Source organism: Kribbella sp. NPDC056345 (assembly GCF_042262745.1).
In the GTDB taxonomy this organism is placed as follows: domain Bacteria; phylum Actinomycetota; class Actinomycetes; order Propionibacteriales; family Kribbellaceae; genus Kribbella.
On the sequence record NZ_JBHJQQ010000013.1, the window covers coordinates 1 to 21,428 of the forward strand.

Sequence of the window (21,428 nt, forward strand, 5' to 3'; positions counted from 1 at the left end):
TGTGTTAAGCACGCCGCCAGCGTTCGTCCTGAGCCAGGATCAAACTCTCCGTTGAAAAATATAGACAACCTAGCCGAAGCTAGAGAGTCAACAACATCGAACTGACCCTTTGAACATCAGAGACAATCAAACTGACTGAATCCAGAAATTACATTCAAAGGAATCCGAACACAGACACAAAGTGTCTATGCACGGGGTTAATGCTAAATTTCGGCATTGACTTTCGGCACGCTGTTGAGTTCTCAAGAATCGGACGCACACCGCAGCCGAACTTTGCAGTTCAGGGCTTCCGGGGCAACCTGCAGTACTTTACCGGAGTGGATCCACCAAGTCAAGTCTTGATTTTTCCGACTCTCTCCCCATGAGCCAGTGGCCTGACCCGAGTCCGGAGACGCGTTTCAGCTGCTTGAGCTTCGAGGAGGTTGGAAGGTCCGGCCGCTTCAGCGTCCTGCACTCGCTTCCAACAAGAAGAACACTACGTGGCTGGCAGGTAGACGGTCAAATCGGTTTCCGGTGGGCTGAATCACAAGCCTGTAATTTGCCCCCGGCAACCTAGTCGTGCGAGTGGAGCACCCCAGCGAACGAGCGCTTCCCACGCCGCAGGACCAGCACGCCACCAGGCAGCAGATCATCCGCGCCCGGCACGTACTCGGCGTCCTTCACCTTCTCGTTGTTGAGGTACCCGCCCCCCTCGGCCACCGTGCGCCGCGCGGCCGACTTGCTGGCCACCAGGCCGGCCTTCACCAGCAGATCGCCGTACGTCGGCATCGCTTCGCCGGCGCCTAGCTCGACATGGGGTGCTTCGCGCAGGGCAGCCCGCAGGGTCTCGCCGTCCAACGCCGCGAGCTCCCCCTGGCCGAAGAGCGCCTTCGACGCCTCCTGCACAGCGCGGGTCTCCCCCTCACCGTGCACCAACGTCGTGACGTCTTCTGCGAGCACTCGCTGCGCTTCGCGCGCATGCGGTCGCTCAGCTGTCGCCAGCTCGAGCTCCGCGATCTCCTCAGCGGTGCGGAAGGTGTAGTACCGCACTAGCTGCATCACGTCGCGGTCATCGGTGTTGAACCAGAACTGGTAGAAGGCGTACGGCGAAGTCAGCTCACGGTCGAGCCACACTGTGCCGGACTCCGTCTTACCGAACTTCGTGCCGTCCGCCTTGGTCACCAGTGGTGTGGCGAGCGCATGTGCCTTGCCGGAGTCGGAGCGTCGAATGAGCTCCACACCGGCCGTCAGGTTGCCCCACTGGTCACTGCCACCGGTCTGCAGTGTGCAGCCGTGGCGGCGGTAGAGCTCCAGGTAGTCCAGCGACTGCAGCAGCACGTAGCTGAACTCCGTGTAGCTGATCCCCTGCTCCAGCCGCGCCTTGACCACCTCGCGCCCGAGCATCCGGTTCACCGGGAAGTGCTTGCCGATGTCCCGCAGGAAGTCGAGGGTGTTGAGGTCCTTGGTCCAGTCGTAGTTGTTGACGATCCGGGCCGGGTTCGGCAGCGACTCGTCGAAGTCGACGAACTTCTCCACCTGCCCGCGGACCCGCTCGACCCACTGGGCCACGATGTCCTTCGGGTTCAGCACCCGCTCGGAGCTCTCCTTGGGGTCACCGATCAGGCCGGTCGCACCGCCGACCAGACCGATCGGGTTGTGACCGGCCAGCTGGAGCCGGCGCAGCGTCAGCAACTGCAGCAGGTTGCCCATGTGCAGGCTGGGCGCCGTGGGGTCGAAGCCGACATACGAGGTGATCGGTCCGGCGGCCATGGCGCTGCGCAGCGCGTCCGGATCGGTGGAGTGCGCGATCAGCCCGCGGCTCTCCAACTCGTCCAGCACTTGGGTACGGCGTTCGGTCCCGCTGTCCGTCACTTGTTCTCCTCGAGTACGTCGGTACACCCCAAGTGTCCTGTACGACGAGGAGCTGGGGCTAACTGGGCTCGGGCCGGGCGAGGATGTCGCGCAGCTGCGGCCGGAGCGCATGACCGTCCGGCCCCTGCACCGTTGCCGCCGTCGGCCGGTGCGGATCGTGCGCACCGGGGTCCTGGTTCGGTACGGGCAGACCGTGGGACAGCACCTGCTCGGCCGGCGTCAGCTGACGGATGCCGATGGCCCGCACGTGATCCGGGTGCGACTGCGCGAAGTCGCCGTACAGCTGGGGGTCGTGCTGTCCGTCGTCACCGATCAGCACCCAGCGCACGTCGGGGAACTCGCGGGCCAGCCGGCGAAGTGCCGTCCGCTTGTGCTCCTGGCCGCTGCGGAACCATCCCGTGTTGGTCGGCCCCCAGTCCGTCATCAGGAGTGGGCCGAGCGGGTAGCCGTGCCGGGCGAGGAAGCGGGTCAGGGTCGGTGCCGTGTTCCAGGCGCCGGTGCTCAGGTAGAAGATCGGCGCACCCGGGTGGTCGGCCAGCAGCTCCTGGTACATCTCGGCCATCCCCGGGACGACGCGGCGCGCCTGCTCCTCGCGGACGAACGTGTTCCAGGCGGCGATCAGCGGACGCGGCAGCATCGTCAGGATGACGGTGTCGTCGATATCGCTGAGTAGTCCGAACTTCGCCTCCGGATCGGGGACGAAGATGCTCGCTCTGGCCTGCCGCTCGCCGTGCACACCGAGATTGATCTCGTGCCACCCCGGCGGCAACACCACTGGCACTGTGAGGTCGACCAGGCCGCCCCGGTCGGTGACGGCGTCGAACGTCTGCCCGTCGACCGTGACGGTCACCGCGACCTTCACGGCCGGCGCGGTGACGAACACCCGCCAGCCACGCACCACCTGGTCCTCGTCGAACCGCGGCTGGTTGCGCGGGTCCCGGCCCAGTACGACGCGGGCCAGCACCCGGACGGACTCCGTGGTGCCGTAGCCGACCTGCGGGATGATCCGCTCGCGCCAGCCACGGCGGCGGAGGATCGCCTGCACACCGATGTTGAACCAGTCCTCGAGACGGGACGCGTAGTGCGGACGGGCCATACCCGAAACCTACCCGCAGGCGGGGGCGCTACGCGCACCTGAGCTGACGGCTGGACAGACCTTTACCGAACTGTCGGTGCCGGACTGTCGGACGCAGCGTCTACCGTCGTCGCATGACTCAGACCTCCGCTGCTGTCGGGATGTGCTTCCCCCGGACCTTTCCCGCCGCTCTCGTGACCGATGTCGCCCGCAGGCTCGAGGCCGGGGGCGCCGACGAGCTATGGATCATCGAGGACTGCTTCTACACCGCCGGGCCGTCGCTCGTGGCCGCTGCGCTGGCGTCGACCGAGCGCCTGACTGTAGGGCTCGGGATCGTGCCTGCGGTGGCGCGGACTGCGGCTGTCACGGCGATGGAGTTCGCAACGCTGGAGGCTCTGGCGCCTGGGCGTTTCCTGCCGGGCATCGGGCACGGTGTGCAGGAGTGGATGGGGCAGATGGGTGTGCGGGCGAAGTCGCCGCTCACTGCGCTCGACGAGGTGACGACGACGGTCACTCGGCTGCTGGCCGGCGAGAAGGTCACCTTCGAGGGCAAGACGGTCTATCTGCAGGACGTGCAGCTCGATGCTCCCCCGGTGACGCCGCCGCCGATTCTGTTGGGTGTGATGGGGCCGAAGTCGATGGCGCTGGCCGGGCGGGTCGGCGGTGGGTTGGTGCTGGCCGAGCCGGCCACTCCGGCGTACGTGACGCAGTCGCTGGAGCTCGCTGGGAATCCGGAGGGTTTCGTGATGGCGGCCTTCACGGCGATGTGCGTGCGACCGGACCGGAAGGCGGCGTACGAGTGGACTGCGCCGTGGCTGGGTGAGCGGATCCGGACGAAGTACGCCGGGGTCGCCGCGCTGCCGTTCTTCGATGAGCTGGCGAAGTTGTACGCCGAGTCCGGTGAGGCGGGTCTGGTCGGGATGCCGGTCGACTGGTGGACGGCGATCGGTGCGGTCGGGACTGTCGAGGACGCGGCCGCGCATCTGGATCAGTTGGAAGCTGCTGGGGTGCACCACATCGGGCTGTTCCCGGACCCGGAGGTCGAGCACGGGCTGCCGCAGCTGGAGTACGTCGTGGAGCTGGCGAACCGCTAGGGACGGCGCTTGGGGACGTGCGGGCGGTACGGCGAGACTGTCGGGTCGTTGGGGATCCAGAACCGCCAGCACCAGTCAGGTGCTTCGCGGAGCCCCACCCGCGGCCCGGTGGACGGCGTACCGTCGAATCCCGGGCCGTCGAGGAGGCGGACCGGGGAGTCCTTGGCCAGCAGGTCAACCGCGTTCTGCTCCCGACCGATGCCCAGAGCAACACACATACGAGCCGGACCACGCGCCAGATCGCGATCAGGGTTGGCAGCCGGCCGCTTCCGCGTCGGTGCCGGCAGAATGCGTGCGGCCGACGGTGGTGTGGGCGGGACGCCTCGGCGGGTGCGGGCTAGATCGACTCCTTCGATGACCTCGCCTGCGCGAAGGAGTACTGCAGACGGGGTGCCGGCGGGGCCGGTTGCTACGTTCATGCAGAAGTGCATGCCGTAGGTGAAGTAGACGTAGAGGAAGCCGGGTGGGCCGAACATGACTGCGTTGCGTGGGGTTTCGCCTCGGTAGGCGTGGGAGCCGGGGTCGTTGGGGCCGTCGTAGGCCTCTACCTCGGTGATGCGGACTGCGACCGTCCCCTCTGCAGTTGTGCTGCGGAGGACTGTGCCGAGCAGTAGCGGGGCCACGTCGAGGACGGGCCCCGCTAGTTGAGAGCGACGCACTAGCTGAGGCGGGCGGTGTACTGGGCGGCTCGGGCGTGCAGCTCGGCGAGCTGGTGGGTGACCTGGTCGACGGAGGTGCCGCCGCGGGTGTTGCGGGAGGCGAGCGAGCCTTCGACGGTCAGGACCGTGCGGACGTCCGGGGTGAGCAGCGGCGAGATGGTGGTGAGGTCCTCGTCGGTGAGGTCCCACAGCTCGATGCCGCGCTTCTCGCACTCCTGGACGCAAGCACCGGCCAGCTCGTGCGCCACCCGGAACGGGACCTGCTGCCGGACCAGCCACTCGGCGATGTCGGTGGCGAGGGAGAAGCCCTGCGGCGCCAGCTCCTCGAGGCGCTCGGTGTTGAAGCGCAGCGTCCGGATCATGCCGGTGAACGCAGGCAGGAGCACCTCGAGGGTGTCGATGGAGTCGAAGACCGGCTCCTTGTCCTCCTGCAGGTCGCGGTTGTAGGCCAGCGGCTGTGCCTTCAGGGTCGCGAGCAGTCCGCTCAGGTTGCCGATCAGGCGACCGGCCTTCCCGCGGGCGAGCTCGGCGATATCCGGGTTCTTCTTCTGCGGCATGATGCTCGACCCGGTCGAGAACGCGTCGTCCAGCTCGACGAAACCGAACTCCTTCGTCGCCCAGATGATCACCTCCTCGGCCTGCCGGGACAGGTCGATCCCGATCTGTGCGGTGACGAAGGCGAACTCCGCGACGAAGTCCCGGGACGCCGTACCGTCGATCGAGTTGGCCGAGGAGTTCGTGAAGCCGAGCTCGGTCGCGACGTACTGCGGGTCCAGCCCGAGCGAGCTCCCCGCCAGTGCACCCGACCCGTACGGCGAGTCGGCGGCGACGCGGGCGTCCCAGTCGGCGAGCCGATCCAGGTCGCGGATCAGCGGCCAGGCGTGCGCCAGCAGGTGGTGCGAGAGGAGGACCGGCTGTGCGTGCTGCAGGTGCGTCCGGCCCGGCATGGCCACACCGAGGTGCTTCTCGGCCTGGTCGGCGAGCGTGTTGACCTGCTCCAGCACCAGGCGGGCGATGATGCGCCCGTGCTCGCGCAGGTAGCTCTTGAACAGCGTCGCGACCTGGTCGTTGCGGGAGCGGCCGGCCCGCAGCCGCCCACCCAGCTCAGCCCCGAGGCGCTCCAGCAGCCCACGCTCCAGCGCGGTGTGCACGTCCTCGTCGTCCTCAGCCGGCAGGAACGCGCCGCTGAGGACATCGGCCAGCAGACCATCCAGTCCGGCCAGCATCGCGTCCAGGTCCGCGTCGGTCAGCAGCCCCGCTCGGTGCAGCACCTTGGCGTGGGCCTTGGACCCCGCGATGTCGTACGGCGCCAGTCGCCAGTCGAACTGCGTCGACTTGCTCAACGCCGCCAGCGCATCGGCCGGCCCGCCCGCGAACCGTCCGCCCCACAGGGCCGCACTCTCACCTGAACTCACAAAGCCATCCTCTCAGTCACTTCCTGAAAACCTTCCGCCAGGTGTCGGCAGTCGGTTCGTCATACGTCCGGCTGAAATCGCAGGCGCCGGCGAACGGCCGGTCCAGCGGGTCGCCGCCTTCTGTTCTCGGGTACCCGGAGATCAGGAGCCGATCACCGATCTCGTAGCCGTGGGTCACGCTCGTCTGGACCAGGTGGCCCGGCCCGATCCCCATCTGCACGGTGAACTGCTGCTTGCCGCGGCCCGGCCGGAACCACTCGTGCACCTCGAAGGTCACGTTCCAGGACGCGGGCCAGGACTCGTCGGTCCGAGGGATCTCCACCGCGGAGAGGACGGTGCCGTCGAAGGCGACCGGCACCTTGGCGAACCGCTCCGGCGTGAGTGGGTAAGCGCAGGAGTGCGAGACGTTGGGGTCACCCAGCGGCTTGCTCGGCGGGTAGGTGGTGGTGGAAGCGGTGGGGGTCGCGGCCGGTGCGACCGGTATCGCGGTGGGGGTGCCGCCCTGCTGTAGCGCTACGACGCCGATGACCGCTGCGGTCGCTGTGGTTGCCAGGGCGGGTGCCAGGAAGCGGCGCACGGCACGGCGGCGGCCGCGGGCCGCCAGCTCAAGCTGGTCCGCGGCGTGGGCGAGGACCTCGGGTGAGGGGGGTGGGACCTTGCCCGCGGACTGCAGGGTGGTCCAGTTGTCGTCGTTCATCGGTCGGCCTCCTGTCGGGTGGTTTCGTCCACTACTTGGGCCGAACCGGAGAGGCGTTCGTCCATGCGTTGTCTGGCGCGGTGCAGGCGGGACCTCGCCGTACCGGCGGGGATGCCGAGCACCTGTGCAGCTTCGGTCGGGCTGAGGTTCTCCCAGGCCACCAGGAGCAGCAGCTCGCGTTCAGCCGCGGGCAGCGAGCGCAGGCCGGTGCGCAGCTGCGGTGCGAGCGCTGCGGCGTCCAGGCGGGCGTCGATCGCGGCGGTCTCGTCGGTCGGGCGGTCGATACCGATGACGCGAGCCATGGTGCTGCGGAGCCGGTGCTTGCGGTAGTAGCCGTGCAGCACGTGCCGGGCGACGCCGAACAGCCACGCCCGCGGCGTACCGAGATCCGGGTCGAATCCGGAGCGCCCGCCGTACGCGGCCACCCACACGTCACCGAGGAGGTCGTCCGCGACCCCGTCGGCTGACCGGCGACTCAGGTAGGCATGGATGTCCGGTCCATGCTGTTCCACCTGTGCCGCGAACCAGTCGTCCATCCCGTGTTCCCCCTTCGCCGGTCTACCGTCGCCTCGTACTTGGCGCGAACCGGCGGGAGCGTTCGCGCTACCTGGGCTCGCGGGCGGCCAGCGACAGCAGGCGCTCAGCCAGGGCCTGTCCGCCGGACGGGTTCCGGCTGACGATCATCACGGTGTCGTCGCCGGCGATGGTGCCGAGAACGTCGTCCAGTCCCACGTGGTCGATCGCCGACGCGAGGTACTGGGCCGCTCCCGGCGGGGTTCGCAGGATGACCAGGTTGGCGCTGCCCTCGGCCGAGACCAGCAGCTCGGACGCCACGCGCGCCAGCCGGGCCTCGAACGCGGCCGCCTCACCGGCGCGCGGTGTGCGGTCACCGCCCTCCCCCGGTACGGCGTACACCTGCTGGCCGGAGGAGTCCCGGACCTTGACCGCTCCGATCTCGACCAGGTCGCGGGACAGCGTCGCCTGGCCGACCACCAGCCCGGAGGCGGACAGCAGGTCGGCCAGCTCGGTCTGCGACCGCACCGGCTGTCGGCCGAGCAGGTCGACGATCCGCTGCTGCCGAGCGGCCTTGGTGGTCGGGAGGACAACGCTCATGCCTGGAAACTCCTCGCCAGCAGCCAGGACAGCAGCGCCTTCTGCGCGTGCAACCGGTTCTCTGCTTCGTCCCACACCACCGATTGTGGCCCGTCGAGGACCGCCGCCTCGATCTCTTTGCCCCGGTACGCCGGGAGGCAGTGCAGCACGATCGCGTCGTCCTTGGCCTTCGCAACCAGCTGTTCGGTCACCGAGTACGGCACGAACGGCGCCTCGCGCTCGGCCGCTTCAGCCTCCTGACCCATCGACACCCAGGTGTCGGTGGCGATCACATCGGCTCCGTCGACCGCGGCGTACGGGTCGTCGGTCCACGCGGCCGAACCACCTGTTCCGGCCGCGATCTCGGCTGCGCGGGCCAGGATGGCCGGATCCGGCTGGAAGTCCACGGGCGAGGCGACGACCACGTGCATCCCGGCGGTCGCACCGCCGAGGAGGTACGAGTGGGCCATGTTGTTCGCGCCGTCACCGAAGTACACGAGCTTGAGGCCTGCCGTCGCGCCCTTGTGCTGCCGGACGGTGAGCAGGTCGGCGAGGATCTGGCACGGGTGGAACTCGTCGGTGAGCGCGTTGATCACCGGTACCCGCGAGGCCGCGGCCATCTCGTCGATCCGCGTCTGCCCGGCGGTCCGCCAGACGATCGCGGCAACCTGCCGGTCGAGTACACGAGCGGTGTCGGCGATCGGCTCGCCGCGGCCCATCTGCGAGGTCTGCGCGTCGATGATCAACGACGCACCACCGAGCTCCGCGATCCCGACCGCGAACGAGATCCGCGTCCGGGTCGAAGCCTTGTCGAAGATCACCGCCACCGACTTCGGCCCGGCCAACGGCTGATGCCCATACCGGTCAACAGTTAGCTGTTGCGCGAGCGTCAGGACCTCATCCTGCTCGACCGGACTGAGGTCGTCGTCCCGGAGAAAGTGCCGAACCATTACGGGACCTCCACTTGGTCGAGCAGCCCGGGTAGGGCGGTGACGAAGCTGTCGGCGTCAGCTTTGCTGAGGATGTACGGCGGCGCCAGCCGCAATGCGTTCGGGATCGGGTTGTTGATGACGAAGCCGGCCTCCAGCGCGAGCGCCGCGACCTGGTCGGAGACCGGCTGGGTCAGCTCGATCGCGAGCAGCAGGCCGCGTCCGCGGACGCCGGCGATCAGCGGGTGGTCGAGTGCGATCAGCGACGAGGCGAGATGGTTGCCGACGGCATTGACCTGGGCGAGCAGGCCGTCCCGCTCGATCACGGTCAGCACGGCGAGTCCGGCGATCGCGGCGACCGGGTTGCCGCCGAACGTCGTACCGTGGTTGCCCGGCTGCAGCAGGTCTGCCGCCGCGCCGAGGCCGACGCAGGCACCGATCGGTATCCCGGCGCCGAGCCCCTTGGCCAGCGTGACGAGATCCGGCGTGATGCCCTCGGCCTGGAACGCGAACCAGGCACCGGTCCGCCCGACGCCGGTCTGGATCTCGTCGAGCCACAGCAGCGCGCCGTGCTCGGAGGTGATCCGCCGCGCTGCCTGCAGGTAGCCGTCCGGTGGTACGACGACGCCGTTCTCGCCCTGGATCGGTTCCAGTACGACGGCCGCCGTCTCGTCGTCCACGGCGGCCGCGAGCGCGTCGGCATCGCCGTACGGGACGAAGGTGACGTCACCCGGCAGCGGCGCGAAGGCCTCCCGGTACGCCGGCTTCCAGGTCAGCGCGAGGGCGCCCATCGTGCGGCCGTGGAAGGCACCGATGGTGGAGACGATCTTGGTCCGGCCGGTCCGCCGGGTGATCTTGAACGCCGCCTCGTTCGCCTCGGTCCCGGAGTTCGTGAAGAACACCTTGCCGGGTGCATCGAAGAGACTGAGCAGTTTCTCGGCCAGCGCGATCTGCGGTGCGGAGGCGAAGAAGTTCGAGACGTGGCCGAGGGTGGCGAGCTGCGAGGTCACCGCGGAGACCACGAACGGGTGCGCGTGGCCGAGGCAGTTCACTGCGAGACCGCCGAGCAGGTCGAGGTACTTGTTGCCGTCGGCATCCCACAGGTACGCGCCCTCGCCGCGGATCAGCACCCGCTTGGGCGCACCGAACGTGTTCATCAGGGCACCGGCGTACCGCTCGGTCAGCGCGGCTTGCGTACCGTCGACAGTGAGCAGCTCGGTCATGACGGGATCACCTGGGTTCCACTTCCGGCGTCGGTGAAGATTTCCAGCAGCAGTGAGTGTGGGACGCGGCCGTCGATCACGGTGGCCCGGGAGACGCCGGACTGCACAGCGCGCAGGCAGGCTTCCATCTTGGGGACCATCCCGGACGCCAGCGACGGCAGCAGCTCGGCGAGCTCGTTCGCGTCGATCTGGGTGATGATCTCTTCGCTCTCCGGCCAGTTGCGGTACAGGCCGGCGACATCGGTCAGTACGACGAGCTTCGAGGCACCGAGCGCGACCGCCAGCGCGGATGCGGCGGTGTCGGCGTTCACGTTGTGGGCCTGGCCGTCCTCGTCCGGGGCGATCGTCGACACGACCGGGATCCGGCCGGCGTCGATCAGGTCGACCACGGCCTCCGGCCGGACGTGGACGACATCGCCGACCAGGCCGATGTCGACCGACTCGCCGTCGATCATCGCGCCCCGCCGCTCCGCGGTGAACAGTCCGGCGTCCTCACCGGACATGCCGACCGCGAACGGGCCGTGCGAGTTCAGCAGGCCAACGAGCTCGCGGCCGACCTTGCCGACCAGGACCATGCCGACGACGTCCATCGCCTCGGGCGTGGTGACCCGCAGCCCGCCGCGGAACTCGCTGTCGATCCCGAGCCGGCCGAGCATCTCGCTGATCTGCGGCCCGCCGCCGTGGACGACGACGACCCGGACCCCGGCGTACCGGAGGAAGACGATGTCCTCGGCGAACGCCTGCTTGAGCTTGTCGTCGACCATCGCGTTCCCGCCGTACTTCACCACGATCGTCTTGCCGTGGAACTCCTTCAGCCACGGCAGCGCTTCGGTGAGGACGGCGACCTTCTCGACCGCTGCCTGCATGTTCATGACGAGTACGCCGAATTCTCTTCGACGTAGGCGTGCGACAGGTCTGTGGTGAGCACGGTCGCGGAGGCGGGGCCGGCGTGCAGGTCGATCACGACGTCGATCTCCAGCCCGCTGATGTCGGCCTCGGAGCGATCGACGCCCTTGCCGCCGGCGATGCAGATCGCGGCGCCGTTCAGGGTGATGTCGAGCAGCGCCGGGTCGAAGGCGGTGGGGGCGTTGCCGACGGCCATCGCGATCCGGCCCCAGTTCGGGTCGGAGGCGAAGAAGGCGGTCTTGCAGAGGTTGTCCTCGGCCACGATCTTCGCGGCGGCCAACGCCTCGGCCTCGGTGGCTGCGTTCTGCACGGTGATGCTGACGTGCTTGGTGACCCCCTCGGCGTCGGCCTGCAACTGCTTCACCAGGTCAGCAGCCAAGGTCGTCAGCGCGGCCTCGAACTCGTCCGGGCTGACGGTGACCCCGGAGGCGCCCGAGCTCAACAGCAGCACGGTGTCGTTGGTCGACGTACCGCCGTCGACGTCGAGCCGGTTGAAGGTCTTGCCGACCGCGTTCCGCAGCGCGTGGTCGAGGTGCGGCTGATCCAGCACGGCGTCGGTCGTGATCACGCTGAGCATCGTGGCCATGTTCGGCGCGCACATCCCGGCGCCCTTGGCGAACCCGCCGATGCTCCACCCACCGGAGTGGGTCAGCGCAGCCTGCTTCGGCACGTTGTCGGTCGTCATGACTGCAGTGGCTGCAGCTAGACCGGCCTCGGGCCCGTCCGCGAGCGCTGCGACCGCTTTGTCGATGCCCGAGAGCACTGCGTCCATCGGGAGCCGCTCACCGATCAGACCGGTCGAGCAGACGCCCACCTCGGCCGCACCGACGCTCAGAACCTCAGCCAGCTTCTCTGCGGTCTTGTGCGTGTCCTGGAAGCCCTCCGGTCCAGTGCATGCATTTGCACCACCAGAGTTGAGCACGACGGCCTTGAGCTTGCCTGCGGTCAGCACCTGCTGTGACCACAGCACCGGTGCGGCCTTCACCTTGTTGGTGGTGAAGACACCGGCGGCCACGTCCTGCGGTCCGTCGTTGACGACTACGGTGAGGTCCGGCGTACCGGCGGGCTTGATCCCGGCGATCACCCCAGCCGCGCGGAAGCCGGCCGGCGCGGTCACTCCGGCGCTCCGATCGACTTGGGTGGCGGGAGTGACGGCTACGGTCACGGGGCTACTCCTACGAGAGGCAGGGCCGTGGTCTCGTCGAGACCGGTGGCCAGGTTCATGCACTGCACGGCTGCGCCGGCGGTGCCTTTGGTGAGGTTGTCCATCGCAGCCACGACCACGACGCGGCCGATGCGCTGGTCGATCGTGACCTGCAGCTGCACGGTGTTCGCACCGAGAGTGGCCTGGGTCTGCGGCCACTGTCCCTCGGGCAGCAGGTGAATGAATGGCTCGTTGGCGTAGGCCTCTTCGTAGGCCTGCCGCAGGGTCTTTAAGTCGGCACCTGAGGCGACCGGTGCGCTGCAGGTCGCGAGGATCCCCCGCGACATCGGCACCAAGACCGGGGTGAACGAGACGCTCACCGGGCCCTCGGCGTACGGGGTGAGGTTCTGCTCGATCTCGGGGGTGTGACGGTGCACGCCACCGACGCCGTACGCCGAGGCGGAGCCCATCACCTCCGCACCGAGCAGGTGCGGCTTCGGGGCCTTGCCGGCTCCGGACGTGCCGCTGACAGCGACCACGACCAGCTGTGCCGGATCGACCAGGCCACGCTGGACCGCGGGCAGCAGCGCGAGGGTGGAGACAGTCGGATAGCAACCCGGTACGGCGACCCGGTGCGAACCGCGGAGCTTGTCCCGCTGACCGGGCAGCTCCGGGAGCCCGTACGGCCAGGAGCCTGCATGCTCACCGCCGTAGAACTCCACCCACGTCTCGGCCTCTGTCAGCCGGAAGTCCGCGCCGCAGTCGATCACGGTGACGTCCTCGCCGAGCTGCTCGGCGAGTCCGGCGGACTGTCCGTGCGGCAGCGCCAGGAACACCACGTCGTGACCGGCGAGTTGCTCCGCCGTGGTCTCGACCAGGATGCGCCCGGCCAGCGGCACGAGGTGCGGGTGATGCGCTCCGAGCGCCGTACCGGCGTTCCCGCCGGCGGTGAGTGCGCCGATCTCGACCCTGGGGTGCTGGCTCAGCAGCCGAAGCAGCTCGCCCCCCGCGTAACCACTGGCCCCGGCCACCGCCACCTTCACGCTCATATGAATGAGTATGCCATGGGCTGGAAAAATATCCAAGATCTACTCAGGATCCTCGGGTAGAACCACTCACGCGCCGGGGTGCTTCACGCCGGAGAGTGAGGTGCATGAAGCTCGCGTATCTGGTGTACCTCGGCTGGACCTTGCTCGGCATTCTGGCGGTGACAGCGCTCGGAGTCTACGAGGACCGCTGGCCGGACCCGAACGAGAAATTCGGCAACCCGGTGGTGTTCGTGGCGTTCGTCTTCGCCCCCGGCGTCCTGCTCGGCTGGCTCGCGGGACTGGGGCTGGTCGCGCTGTTCCGCAACGCCCATCCGATGCTCGCCGGAAGCCTGGCCTTCGGCGGCGCGATCCTCGCGGCGGCCGGACTGTCCGTCCTCCAGATGACATTGTTCTGATGAGCACCAGCTACCTGTGGTATCTCGGCTGGCTCGTCGCCACCGCCATGGCCGCGACTGCTCTCACCGTGGTCGAAAAGCTGACGGGCATGGAGCCCAACCTCGGGGAGACGGTGGTGTACTTCGCAGTGATCTTCTCGCCAGTGCTCGGTCTGGGGGCAGTCATCGGGCTCTGTCTGGTGCGATTCGTCGAGCGCAGCTACGACCTGCGCCCGGTCGTCGCCGGGAGCGTGGCGTACGCCGTGACCGCCACGGGGGTGACCGGCGTCATCACGTGGTTTCTCAAGTTCCAGTGACTCCGTTGTCACAACTCGTGGGGCTGTCGTGTCGGATTAGGTACGGCAAACTTCGAGAGGTGGCGGGATGACGGACGAGCGGCTGGCGCGGGAGTTCGACGAGCACCGGGTCGTGCTGCTGGGGGCGGCGTACCGGGTGGTCGGGAGCGCCAGCGATGCGGAAGACATCGTGCAGGAGACCTGGCTGCGGTGGGCCGGCGTGGATCACGACGAGGTGCGGGATGTGCGTGCGTACCTGATCCGCATCACGACCCGGCTCGCGCTGAACCGGCTCCGCCAGCAGAAGGCGCGTCGCGAGCAGTACGTCGGGCCGTGGCTCCCGGAGCCGATCGTGCGCTGCGAAACGCCGGACGCCGATCCCGAAGCCGCGGTCGAGCTGGCGGATTCGGTCAGTATGGCGATGCTCGTCGTACTGGAGACGCTCTCCCCGCTGGAACGCGCGACATTCGTGCTGCGTGAGGTCTTCGACCTGCCGTACGACGAGATCGCGGAAACGCTCGGTCGCTCCGAGGCCGCCGTACGGCAGCTTGCGCACCGGGCCCGCGGGCATGTGCACGCGCGGCAGCCGCGGCACCAGGTCGACAAGGCGCGGCACGCTGAGCTGACCATGCAGTTCATGGCGGCAGCCGGTTCCGGCGACTTCGCGCAGGTGGTCGCGCTGCTGGCCCCGGACTCGGTGCTGATCAGCGACGGCGGCGGCAAGAAGACCGCGGCGCTGAACCCGATCCACGGCGCCGAGAAGATCGCCCGCTGGCTGTTCGGGGTGATGAGTTCCTACCCGGGCTTCGAGCTGCTGCCGGTGGCGCTGAACGGCGAGATCGCGTTCGTCGTGTACTACGGCGACGAGCCCGACACGGTCGCCTTCATCCAGACCTCCGGCGACCTGATCACCGAGCTCTACCTGATCCGGAACCCAGACAAGCTCACCACGGTCCCCACGCGACACGCTTTAGACTAGGTGCAACTCAGTCGCACCTGGAGGTGTCGTGAAGTACGTGGTCGTGGAACCGGACGAGGCACTCGATCCCGGATTGCGAGCAGACCTACTCGACACCTGGGTCGCCGCAACCGACGCGGGCGGCGCAGTCGGTTTCACCGCACCGGCACCGGTGGAACAGGTCGCCGAGACACTGGATGAGGCGCTCGGCCGGGTCGCCGCGGGGATCGACCTTCTCGGCGTACTGCACGATGGTGAGCGGTACGCCGGTATGGGCGTGCTCGCCAACCGGGGCAGCGCGTTGTATGCCCACTGGCGCACGGTCCTGCGCGTCATGGTCCACCCGAAACACCAAGGCACCGGCGCCGGCCGCATCCTGATGGAAGGTCTCCGCGGCTCAGCCACCGACCTGGGCCTCCAGCAACTCCAACTCACCATCCGCGACGGCCTCGGCCTCGAGAACTTCTACCAACCCCTCGGCTACCGCATCGTCGGCCGCCACCCCCAAGCCATCCGCGTAGCCCCCGACGACTACCGCGACGAGATCATGCTCATCCGCGACCTGTAGCTGCACGAGCGACAGGAGGTAGCCGCCGGATCGCCCCCGGGCGTCGCCCACTCACGCGTGAACGGCGGTATGCGCACCCACCCACCTCCTGTCCTTCGTGCCCACCCCCGCCCCGACCAAGCCCCAGGCGCCAGGCAGACACCGCGACCTGTCACCCCATTTGGTGGGTGGACCCACTGGCTGGGAGGTTCCCCAGCCGAATTCCGGGGCGGGAACCTCCCATTTGGTGGGTGGACCCACCAAATGCGAACCCAGCGGGCGCGAGGGGGTTAGCGGCGGGAGCGGGCTAGGGCTAGGAGGGTGGCGCCTAGGGCGGTGAGGAGGGAGCCGAGGGTTAGGAGGACGGGTGGGGGGCCGCCGGTTTCGGGGAGGTGGGTTCGGTTGAGGGGGCGTGGGTCGGGGGCGGGGGTGGCGGCGATGGTGACGCGGACGGGGGCGGCGAGGGGGGTTGCGCCGTGGGGGGCTGGGCGTTCGTAGGTGAGTTTGGTGGTGCCGGTGAAGCCGCGAGCCGGGGTGAGGCGGATGGTGCCGTCGGAGGTGACGGTCCAGGTGCCGGCGGAGGTGGTTGTCTCGCGGGTGCAGGTGGCAGCGTCTACTCGGAGGCAGATCGGCCCGGCGGCGCCGCTGTCGTTCAGGGATGGGTTGACGGCGACCGTTCCGCCGGGTGAACCCGTTGCGGAGTCTGCGGTGGCGCGAGCTGGGCGGGGTGGGTCGACGGTGACATCGAGGAGCGCGCTGCCAGTGGTTCCGTTCGCGTCGGTGACACGGTAGGCGAGCGATCTGGTCGAGCCGATGAAGTCCTTGACCGGCGTGAACGTGATCACCCCGTCCGCACCGACCGCGAAGACACCCTCGTCGGAGACAGTCACGGTCTTCTTGTCGCGACCGTCCCCCGGATCGCGCAGTACGACGCTCACCGGGGCCAGCGGTGCTGACGGATCACCCGGCCGGTCGTTGCTCAGCACATCGACCGGAACCGCCGTACCGAACGCCGTCCGGGCACTGTCGTCGCGAACCACCGGCAGGACCGGCGTCACCGTCGCGCTCAGCGTGGAGCGGGCGCGGTTCCGGTTGCTGTCCTTCACCTCGTACGCGACCGGCCGCGTGCCCCCGATGAACCGTGCCTCCGGGCTGAACGTGACCTTGCCATCAGCAACGACATACTCGCCCTGCCCAGCCACCGTGACCTGCTTGACCAGCGCGGCATCCGGGCCGACCAGGAGCAGTGTGTCCGGATCGAGTTTCGCACCCGGCCCCGGTACGTCGTTCGCGATCGGATCGATCACGACTGGCAGGTGCTGCTTGGTCCGGGCGTGATCCGGATTCGCAACCGGTCGCGCCTGGACCGAGACCGACAAGGTCGCCGTACCTATGGTGCCGTTGCCGTCGACCACCTGGTAGCCGACTGGAACCGTCGTACCGACGAACCCAGCCGCCGGCGCGAACCGCACCCCGCCGGACGGCTGCACCGTGAACAGCCCCTGTCCCTCAACCTCCAGCGCCGACACGGCCTCACCCGAGGCCGGGTCGATCAACCGAACCGCACCCAGCGGCGCCGACGGATCACCGGGCTTGTCGTTCGCGAGCACCGGCACCGTCAGGACGGTGTCGTACGGCGTACTCGCCGAGTCGTCGTTGGCGACCGGAGCCACCGGGGCGACCGTCACCGTGATCGTCGACGTCGCGAGGTTGCCGCTGGAGTCCTTCACCCGGTAGGCGATCGAGAGTACGCCGCGGAACGCGGGCACCGGATCGACCACGACGCGACCGGTCGACTCGTTCACCGTCACGATCCCCTGGCCGGTCAGCGCCGCGATCCGGACCCAGCTCCGCGTATTCACGGAGTAGACCTCGACCGAACCCTTCTCCAGCTCGGCGCCGGTCCCGGCCTTGTCGTTGTCCAGCGGCTCGACGGCCAGCGTGACGTTCTGCTTGGTCGTCGCCACATCCGCGACCGCCTCCGGCCCCTTGCCGACCGTCAGGAACAGCAGGCCTTCGACCGTGGTCCCGTTGTCGTCAGCGATCCGGTACGTCGCCGGTGTCGTCACCCCCTGGAAGTCCTTCACCGGCGTGAACGTGATCGCCCCATCGGCAGTGACCGTGTACGTGCCCTCGCCGGCCTGGGTGAGCGTCTTCCCGAACCCGTCCTTCGTCTTCAGCACCAGACTCGCCGGAACCAGCGGCGCCGACGGATCACCCGCTTTGTCATTACTCAGTACGTCGACCGTGATCGCCTGGTTGAACGGAGTGATCGCCGAGTCGTCCACCGCGGTCGGCCAGATCGGCGTTACCGTCATCGCGAGGGTCGAGTAGCCGATCGTGCCGTTGGAGTCCGCCATGCGATAGGTGATCGGTGTCGCCGGGCCGTGGAACTTCGGGAGCGGATCGAAGACCACCATCCCGGTCGGCTGCACGGTGTAGGTCCCCTGCCCGGCGACAGTGACCGTCTTCGAGTACTCCTTCGCGCGAGTTTCCGGCCTGCGCAGTTCGACGGTGGCGGGATCAAGCTTTGCGTCGGTGCCCGGACTGTCGTTGGAGAGCACGTTCACACTGACCGTGAGGTCCTGCAAGGTGGACGCGCGGTCAGCCACCGCGACCGGCGGGAAGCCGACCGCGACCGTCAGCTTGGCGGTCGTCAGCGTCCCGTTGCTGTCGCCCACCTGATAGGTCAACGGTGTCCCCGGCCCACGGAACGTCGCGCCCGGATCGAACCGGACCGCTCCCCCAACCGCGGTGTAGACGCCCTCGTTCATGATGCTGACCGTTGCCTTCAGCAACCCATCGGCAGGGTCGGTGAGCAGCAGGCTGGTCGGCAGCAGCGGTGCGGTCTCGTCGCCCGGCTTGTCGTTCGCCAGCACCGGCACAGTGACCGGCTTGTCGTACGGCGTCCGCGCGGTGTCGTCGACCGCCACCGGAGTGATCGGCGTGATCGTCACCGCGATCGTCGACCGCGTCACCTGATCGAACCAGTCCATCACGCGATACGTCAGCACAGTCGCCGTACCGGTGAAGCCCGGCAGCGGATCGACCGTCACCGTCCCGTCCGGATTCACCTGGTAGGCAGCCTGGCCCGGAACCTTCACCAGCTTCTTCATCGACCCATCAGCGGGATCCAGCAGCGCGACGCTGAGCGGATCGAGCCCAGTCCCCTTCCCGGCGGTGTCGTTCGCCAGCGGGTCCACGACAAACGGGACGTTCTGCTTACCTGTCGCAGTATCCGGCTGAGCAGTCGGCGCGGGCGGCTTCGCGACTGTCACGGTCAGCTGCGCAGTGGCCGCCGTACCGTTGACGTCTGCGACGCGGTAGGTCAGCGCCGCCGTCACTCCCACGTACGTCGGCAGTGGGTCGACTGTGATTTCGCCATCTGGCGTCACCGTGTACGTCGCCTCGCCGTCGACCACGACTGTGGTCTTCGGCTCCTGTGTCTTCGGATCGAGCACCCGCACGCTGCTCGGGACCAGGGGGACCGCAGGGTCACCGGCCTGGTCGTTCGACAGCACCGAAACGGGGACTGTGGTGTCGTACGCGGTCGCTGCGGTGTCGTCCGATGCGTCGGGCTGCACCTTCGTGACTCGCATGGTCAGGGCCGCGCTGCCGATCGCACCGTTGGTGTCGGCCACCTGGTAGCTGACCGGTGTCGCCGTACCGCTGAAGGCAGGCACTGGCTCGAAGAGCAGCTTGCCGTCCGGACGCGCGGTGTACTTGCCCTGACCGGGCACGATCAGCGTGGTCACCGGCTCGGTGCGGGTCAGCGGGATCAGTCTGAGGGTGTCCGGTCGCAGTACGGCGCCGGTCGGGCCGGGCTTGTCGTTGTCGAGGACCGCGACCACGACGGACCGGCCTTGCAGAGTGGCGACCGTGTCCGGGTTCGCCACTGGCGGTCCGGGCGCGTCAACAGCGACCGTCAGTGCAGCACGCGCCGCAGTCCCGTTCTTGTCGAGCACCTGGTAGGTGAGCGGCGTACCGACACCATGGAAGCCGTGTGCCGGCTGGAACGCGACCTTGCCACCGGCCACCACATAGGTGCCCTCACGCGCGATCGTCACGGTGTCGCCGAGTGTGTGCTTGACCGGATCGACCAGCTTCAGCGTGGCCGGGTCGAGTGGTGCGTCTGGTGAGCCAGGTAGGTCGTTGTCCAGCACCGGTACGACGGTGTCGGTGTCGAACGCGGTAGACGCCGAGTCCCCGTTGGCGATCGGCTGCACCGGCGTGACCGTGACAGTGAGGGTGGACTCGGCGGTCTGACCAGTCGTGTCGGTGACGCGGTACCCGATGGAGGTCCCGACCCCGGTGAACTGCCGGACCGGCACGAAGTCGACGGCCCCGGTCGGTTTGACGGCGTACTGCCCTTCACCAGGGATCGCCACGGTCTTCTTGAACTTCGTGTCCGCCGGATCACGCAGCACCACCGAGCCGGCTACCAGCGTCACCCCTGGAGCCGCCTGGTCGTTGGCGAGCGGCCGGACCGCGAGGCTGACGTTCTGCGGGGTCTTCACGGTGTCGGGAGTTGCCACCGGACCAGCAGGGAGCGCAACGGTGACAGTCAGCTTGGCCGTCGCAGTGATGCCGTTGCTGTCGGCTACGCGGTAGCTGACCGGCTTACCGACCCCGGCGAAACCAGGCACCGGCTCAACCGCGACCGTGCCGTCCGGCTTGGCGATGTACTTCGCTTGGCCGACCACACTGAGCAGTAGGCCGCACTTGTCGCCATCCAGCAGACAGAGCGAGCTCGGCTGGAGCGGTGCGGCCGGATCACCGGGCAGGTCGTTGCCGAGCACCTTGACCGTCACATCGGTGTTGAACGCAGTAGTGGCGGTGTCGTCGTGCAGAACCGGCGGAGGCGGTGGAGTGATCTGCAGTGCGTAGTCCTCCACCTCACCTGCATCGTCCGCACCGGTCGGTTTCGCCTGGCCACCGCCGTACCCGATCCGCAACCGCGCGTACGTCGTTCCGGCGGTCGGCTTGGCGAACTTCGGCCAGCTGAGCTTCACCGTCGCCTGTCCGGCAGCAAAATCACCACAGGCGCGTTCACTCGACTCGAACGAGCCATTGCGGTCCAGATCGAGCCACGCACACACCTGGCCGGGCTTCGACGCACCGGTGAGCTTGACCTCCACCCCGTACGACGTGGCGTTCGTCCGCAGTGGCGGGAACATCACGCTGTCGTCAGCAGCATCAGGTGTGGTCGGACCGGTGGTCGCGTTCGCGACTGTGCTGTTGTCCTCGGTCGCGTCCTTGCCAAGCCGCACATCGCTCAGCACCGACCAGGCCGCGCCGTACGTCGCCGGTGCGTCACCGAAGTCTTCGCCAGCCGACGCCAGCACCGAGAACGCGTCACCCGACGATGTGGTGTTGAAGGCGGGCAGCTTGGCGTGCTTGGTGAAGTACGCCGTCACGTCGAAGCGGACCGTGGTCACGACGCCGTTCACTCGCACCGAACCGCAGGCCGCGGTCGCACCAGCGTCCGGACCGGTGCCGGTCTTGTTGTTGATGCAATTCGGGCCGGTGTCGTGGTTCGCTGCGGTGACGGTGTCGCTGGTGACCGCCAGGTTGTTGCCCTGGCCCACCTTGCTCAGGCTGAGGCCCGGAGTGGTCAGCCGCAGCACGGAGTGCAGCTCGGACTGAGCCGTCGGCTTGCCGTTGACGGTCTGCGTGACCGCACCGCCGAGCCCGGCCAGATGCAGCACCGGATTGCGCACCGGTCGGCTGAACGCGACCGTCACCGTGCCACGGTTGCCACAGCTCCCGACCGCTGCGCAGTCGCCGGTGTTGACGAGCAGATCCTGAGCTGGCGTCGTCCGCGCGATCGGTGGGCTGTATGTCGTCGGTCCGGTACCGCGGATGCCCGCAGTGGTCTCGTCGAGCAGCTCGGTCGCACCGGTCACGGTGATGGTCTGCCGCAGCCCTGAGCCCGGCATCGTCGCAGTCGCCGAATCACCTTGCGCGAACGGCTCCACCGGCACCTGATAGGCGGCTGTCTCCACACCTGTCACCGCCAGCAGCACAGCCGTCAGCAAAGCCACCGCCGCCGGTCGTGTCGCCCGCATGGTGCCGCCCTCCCGAGCATTCACGTCTCCGCATGCATCGGCACCGGGGCG

General features: G+C 68.3%; 18 protein-coding genes. 5 read left to right on the forward strand and 13 right to left on the reverse strand.

The window, feature by feature from the left end; genetic code table 11:
• Window positions 1–552: 552 nt before the first annotated feature.
• Entirely contained in the window at window positions 553–1,851 is a 1,299-nt protein-coding gene (tyrS, locus tag ACFCV3_RS33960) for a tyrosine--tRNA ligase (RefSeq protein ID WP_376037183.1), read from the reverse strand.
• Window positions 1,852–1,909: 58 nt separating this feature from the next.
• Window positions 1,910–2,947, reverse strand: a complete 1,038-nt coding sequence (locus ACFCV3_RS33965) for an App1 family protein (RefSeq protein WP_376037186.1) — start codon at window positions 2,945–2,947, stop codon at window positions 1,910–1,912.
• 113 nt (window positions 2,948–3,060) lie between these two features.
• Here ACFCV3_RS33965 and ACFCV3_RS33970 point away from each other — a divergent pair, with 113 nt between their 5' ends.
• Window positions 3,061–4,020, forward strand: a complete 960-nt coding sequence (locus tag ACFCV3_RS33970; RefSeq protein WP_376037189.1) for an LLM class flavin-dependent oxidoreductase — start codon at window positions 3,061–3,063, stop codon at window positions 4,018–4,020.
• Here the strand turns inward: ACFCV3_RS33970 and ACFCV3_RS33975 are convergent.
• From ACFCV3_RS33975 to argC, 10 genes are all read right to left on the reverse strand, one after another.
• The gene (locus ACFCV3_RS33975; RefSeq protein ID WP_376037192.1) at window positions 4,017–4,643 is read right to left on the reverse strand and encodes a DNA-3-methyladenine glycosylase; all 627 of its coding nucleotides are present in this window, start codon (window positions 4,641–4,643) and stop codon (window positions 4,017–4,019) included. The genes ACFCV3_RS33970 and ACFCV3_RS33975 overlap by 4 nt on opposite strands.
• A gap of 35 nt (window positions 4,644–4,678) precedes the next feature.
• Complete coding sequence (gene argH, locus ACFCV3_RS33980; protein ID WP_376037195.1) at window positions 4,679–6,094, reverse strand: argininosuccinate lyase; 1,416 nt, start codon at window positions 6,092–6,094, stop codon at window positions 4,679–4,681.
• A 16-nt stretch (window positions 6,095–6,110) separates the two neighbouring features.
• Window positions 6,111–6,791, reverse strand: coding sequence for a hypothetical protein (locus ACFCV3_RS33985; RefSeq protein WP_376037198.1), 681 nt, complete (start codon window positions 6,789–6,791; stop codon window positions 6,111–6,113).
• Complete coding sequence (locus ACFCV3_RS33990; RefSeq protein WP_376037201.1) at window positions 6,788–7,327, reverse strand: RNA polymerase sigma factor; 540 nt, start codon at window positions 7,325–7,327, stop codon at window positions 6,788–6,790. The genes ACFCV3_RS33985 and ACFCV3_RS33990 overlap by 4 nt, the downstream gene beginning before the upstream one ends.
• 67 nt (window positions 7,328–7,394) lie before the next feature.
• Window positions 7,395–7,904, reverse strand: a complete 510-nt coding sequence (locus ACFCV3_RS33995; protein WP_376037204.1) for an arginine repressor — start codon at window positions 7,902–7,904, stop codon at window positions 7,395–7,397.
• Window positions 7,901–8,833, reverse strand: a complete 933-nt coding sequence (gene argF / locus ACFCV3_RS34000; RefSeq protein WP_376037207.1) for an ornithine carbamoyltransferase — start codon at window positions 8,831–8,833, stop codon at window positions 7,901–7,903. The genes ACFCV3_RS33995 and argF overlap by 4 nt, the downstream gene beginning before the upstream one ends.
• Window positions 8,833–10,035 carry an acetylornithine transaminase gene (locus ACFCV3_RS34005; RefSeq protein ID WP_376037209.1) on the reverse strand — a complete coding sequence of 401 codons (1,203 nt, stop codon included), beginning with the start codon at window positions 10,033–10,035 and terminating at the stop codon, window positions 8,833–8,835. Before ACFCV3_RS34005 ends, argF begins: the two co-directional genes overlap by 1 nt.
• Complete coding sequence (gene argB / locus ACFCV3_RS34010) at window positions 10,032–10,907, reverse strand: acetylglutamate kinase (protein WP_376037212.1); 876 nt, start codon at window positions 10,905–10,907, stop codon at window positions 10,032–10,034. Before argB ends, ACFCV3_RS34005 begins: the two co-directional genes overlap by 4 nt.
• Window positions 10,904–12,106 carry a bifunctional glutamate N-acetyltransferase/amino-acid acetyltransferase ArgJ gene (gene argJ, locus ACFCV3_RS34015; RefSeq protein WP_376037215.1) on the reverse strand — a complete coding sequence of 401 codons (1,203 nt, stop codon included), beginning with the start codon at window positions 12,104–12,106 and terminating at the stop codon, window positions 10,904–10,906. Before argJ ends, argB begins: the two co-directional genes overlap by 4 nt.
• Window positions 12,103–13,134, reverse strand: a complete 1,032-nt coding sequence (argC, locus tag ACFCV3_RS34020) for an N-acetyl-gamma-glutamyl-phosphate reductase (RefSeq protein WP_376037218.1) — start codon at window positions 13,132–13,134, stop codon at window positions 12,103–12,105. Before argC ends, argJ begins: the two co-directional genes overlap by 4 nt.
• Window positions 13,135–13,238: 104 nt before the next feature.
• Here argC and ACFCV3_RS34025 point away from each other — a divergent pair, with 104 nt between their 5' ends.
• The 4 genes from ACFCV3_RS34025 to ACFCV3_RS34040 all read left to right on the forward strand — a co-directional run bounded on the left by ACFCV3_RS34025 (window position 13,239) and on the right by ACFCV3_RS34040 (window position 15,330).
• On the forward strand, window positions 13,239–13,529 hold the full coding sequence (locus tag ACFCV3_RS34025) for a hypothetical protein (protein WP_376037220.1): 291 nt from the start codon (window positions 13,239–13,241) through the stop codon (window positions 13,527–13,529).
• Window positions 13,529–13,825 (forward strand): hypothetical protein, encoded by a 297-nt coding sequence (locus ACFCV3_RS34030; protein WP_376037222.1) that lies wholly within the window; start codon window positions 13,529–13,531, stop codon window positions 13,823–13,825. Before ACFCV3_RS34025 ends, ACFCV3_RS34030 begins: the two co-directional genes overlap by 1 nt.
• 67 nt (window positions 13,826–13,892) lie before the next feature.
• The gene (locus ACFCV3_RS34035) at window positions 13,893–14,783 is read left to right on the forward strand and encodes an RNA polymerase sigma-70 factor (protein ID WP_376037225.1); all 891 of its coding nucleotides are present in this window, start codon (window positions 13,893–13,895) and stop codon (window positions 14,781–14,783) included.
• A gap of 28 nt (window positions 14,784–14,811) precedes the next feature.
• Window positions 14,812–15,330: a GNAT family N-acetyltransferase gene (locus ACFCV3_RS34040; RefSeq protein WP_376037228.1), complete on the forward strand. Its 519-nt coding sequence runs from the start codon at window positions 14,812–14,814 to the stop codon at window positions 15,328–15,330.
• Between the two features lie 269 nt (window positions 15,331–15,599).
• Here ACFCV3_RS34040 and ACFCV3_RS34045 read toward each other — a convergent pair whose 3' ends face one another.
• Window positions 15,600–21,377: an Ig-like domain-containing protein gene (locus ACFCV3_RS34045; RefSeq protein WP_376037230.1), complete on the reverse strand. Its 5,778-nt coding sequence runs from the start codon at window positions 21,375–21,377 to the stop codon at window positions 15,600–15,602.
• Window positions 21,378–21,428: the final 51 nt, after the last annotated feature.

Bases quoted from the DNA above. Each gene is read 5' to 3' on its own strand.
- ACFCV3_RS33965 (WP_376037186.1), bottom strand. From the start codon at position 2,947: ATGGCCCGTCCGCACTACGCGTCCCGTCTCGAGGACTGGTTCAACATC.
- ACFCV3_RS33970 (WP_376037189.1), top strand. From the start codon at position 3,061: ATGACTCAGACCTCCGCTGCTGTCGGGATGTGCTTCCCCCGGACCTTT.
- ACFCV3_RS33985 (WP_376037198.1), bottom strand. From the start codon at position 6,791: ATGAACGACGACAACTGGACCACCCTGCAGTCCGCGGGCAAGGTCCCA.
- ACFCV3_RS33990 (WP_376037201.1), bottom strand. From the start codon at position 7,327: ATGGACGACTGGTTCGCGGCACAGGTGGAACAGCATGGACCGGACATC.
- ACFCV3_RS33995 (WP_376037204.1), bottom strand. From the start codon at position 7,904: ATGAGCGTTGTCCTCCCGACCACCAAGGCCGCTCGGCAGCAGCGGATC.
- argF (WP_376037207.1), bottom strand. From the start codon at position 8,833: ATGGTTCGGCACTTTCTCCGGGACGACGACCTCAGTCCGGTCGAGCAG.
- ACFCV3_RS34005 (WP_376037209.1), bottom strand. From the start codon at position 10,035: ATGACCGAGCTGCTCACTGTCGACGGTACGCAAGCCGCGCTGACCGAG.
- argB (WP_376037212.1), bottom strand. From the start codon at position 10,907: ATGAACATGCAGGCAGCGGTCGAGAAGGTCGCCGTCCTCACCGAAGCG.
- argC (WP_376037218.1), bottom strand. From the start codon at position 13,134: ATGAGCGTGAAGGTGGCGGTGGCCGGGGCCAGTGGTTACGCGGGGGGC.
- ACFCV3_RS34025 (WP_376037220.1), top strand. From the start codon at position 13,239: ATGAAGCTCGCGTATCTGGTGTACCTCGGCTGGACCTTGCTCGGCATT.
- ACFCV3_RS34030 (WP_376037222.1), top strand. From the start codon at position 13,529: ATGAGCACCAGCTACCTGTGGTATCTCGGCTGGCTCGTCGCCACCGCC.
- ACFCV3_RS34035 (WP_376037225.1), top strand. From the start codon at position 13,893: ATGACGGACGAGCGGCTGGCGCGGGAGTTCGACGAGCACCGGGTCGTG.
- ACFCV3_RS34045 (WP_376037230.1), bottom strand. From the start codon at position 21,377: ATGCGGGCGACACGACCGGCGGCGGTGGCTTTGCTGACGGCTGTGCTG.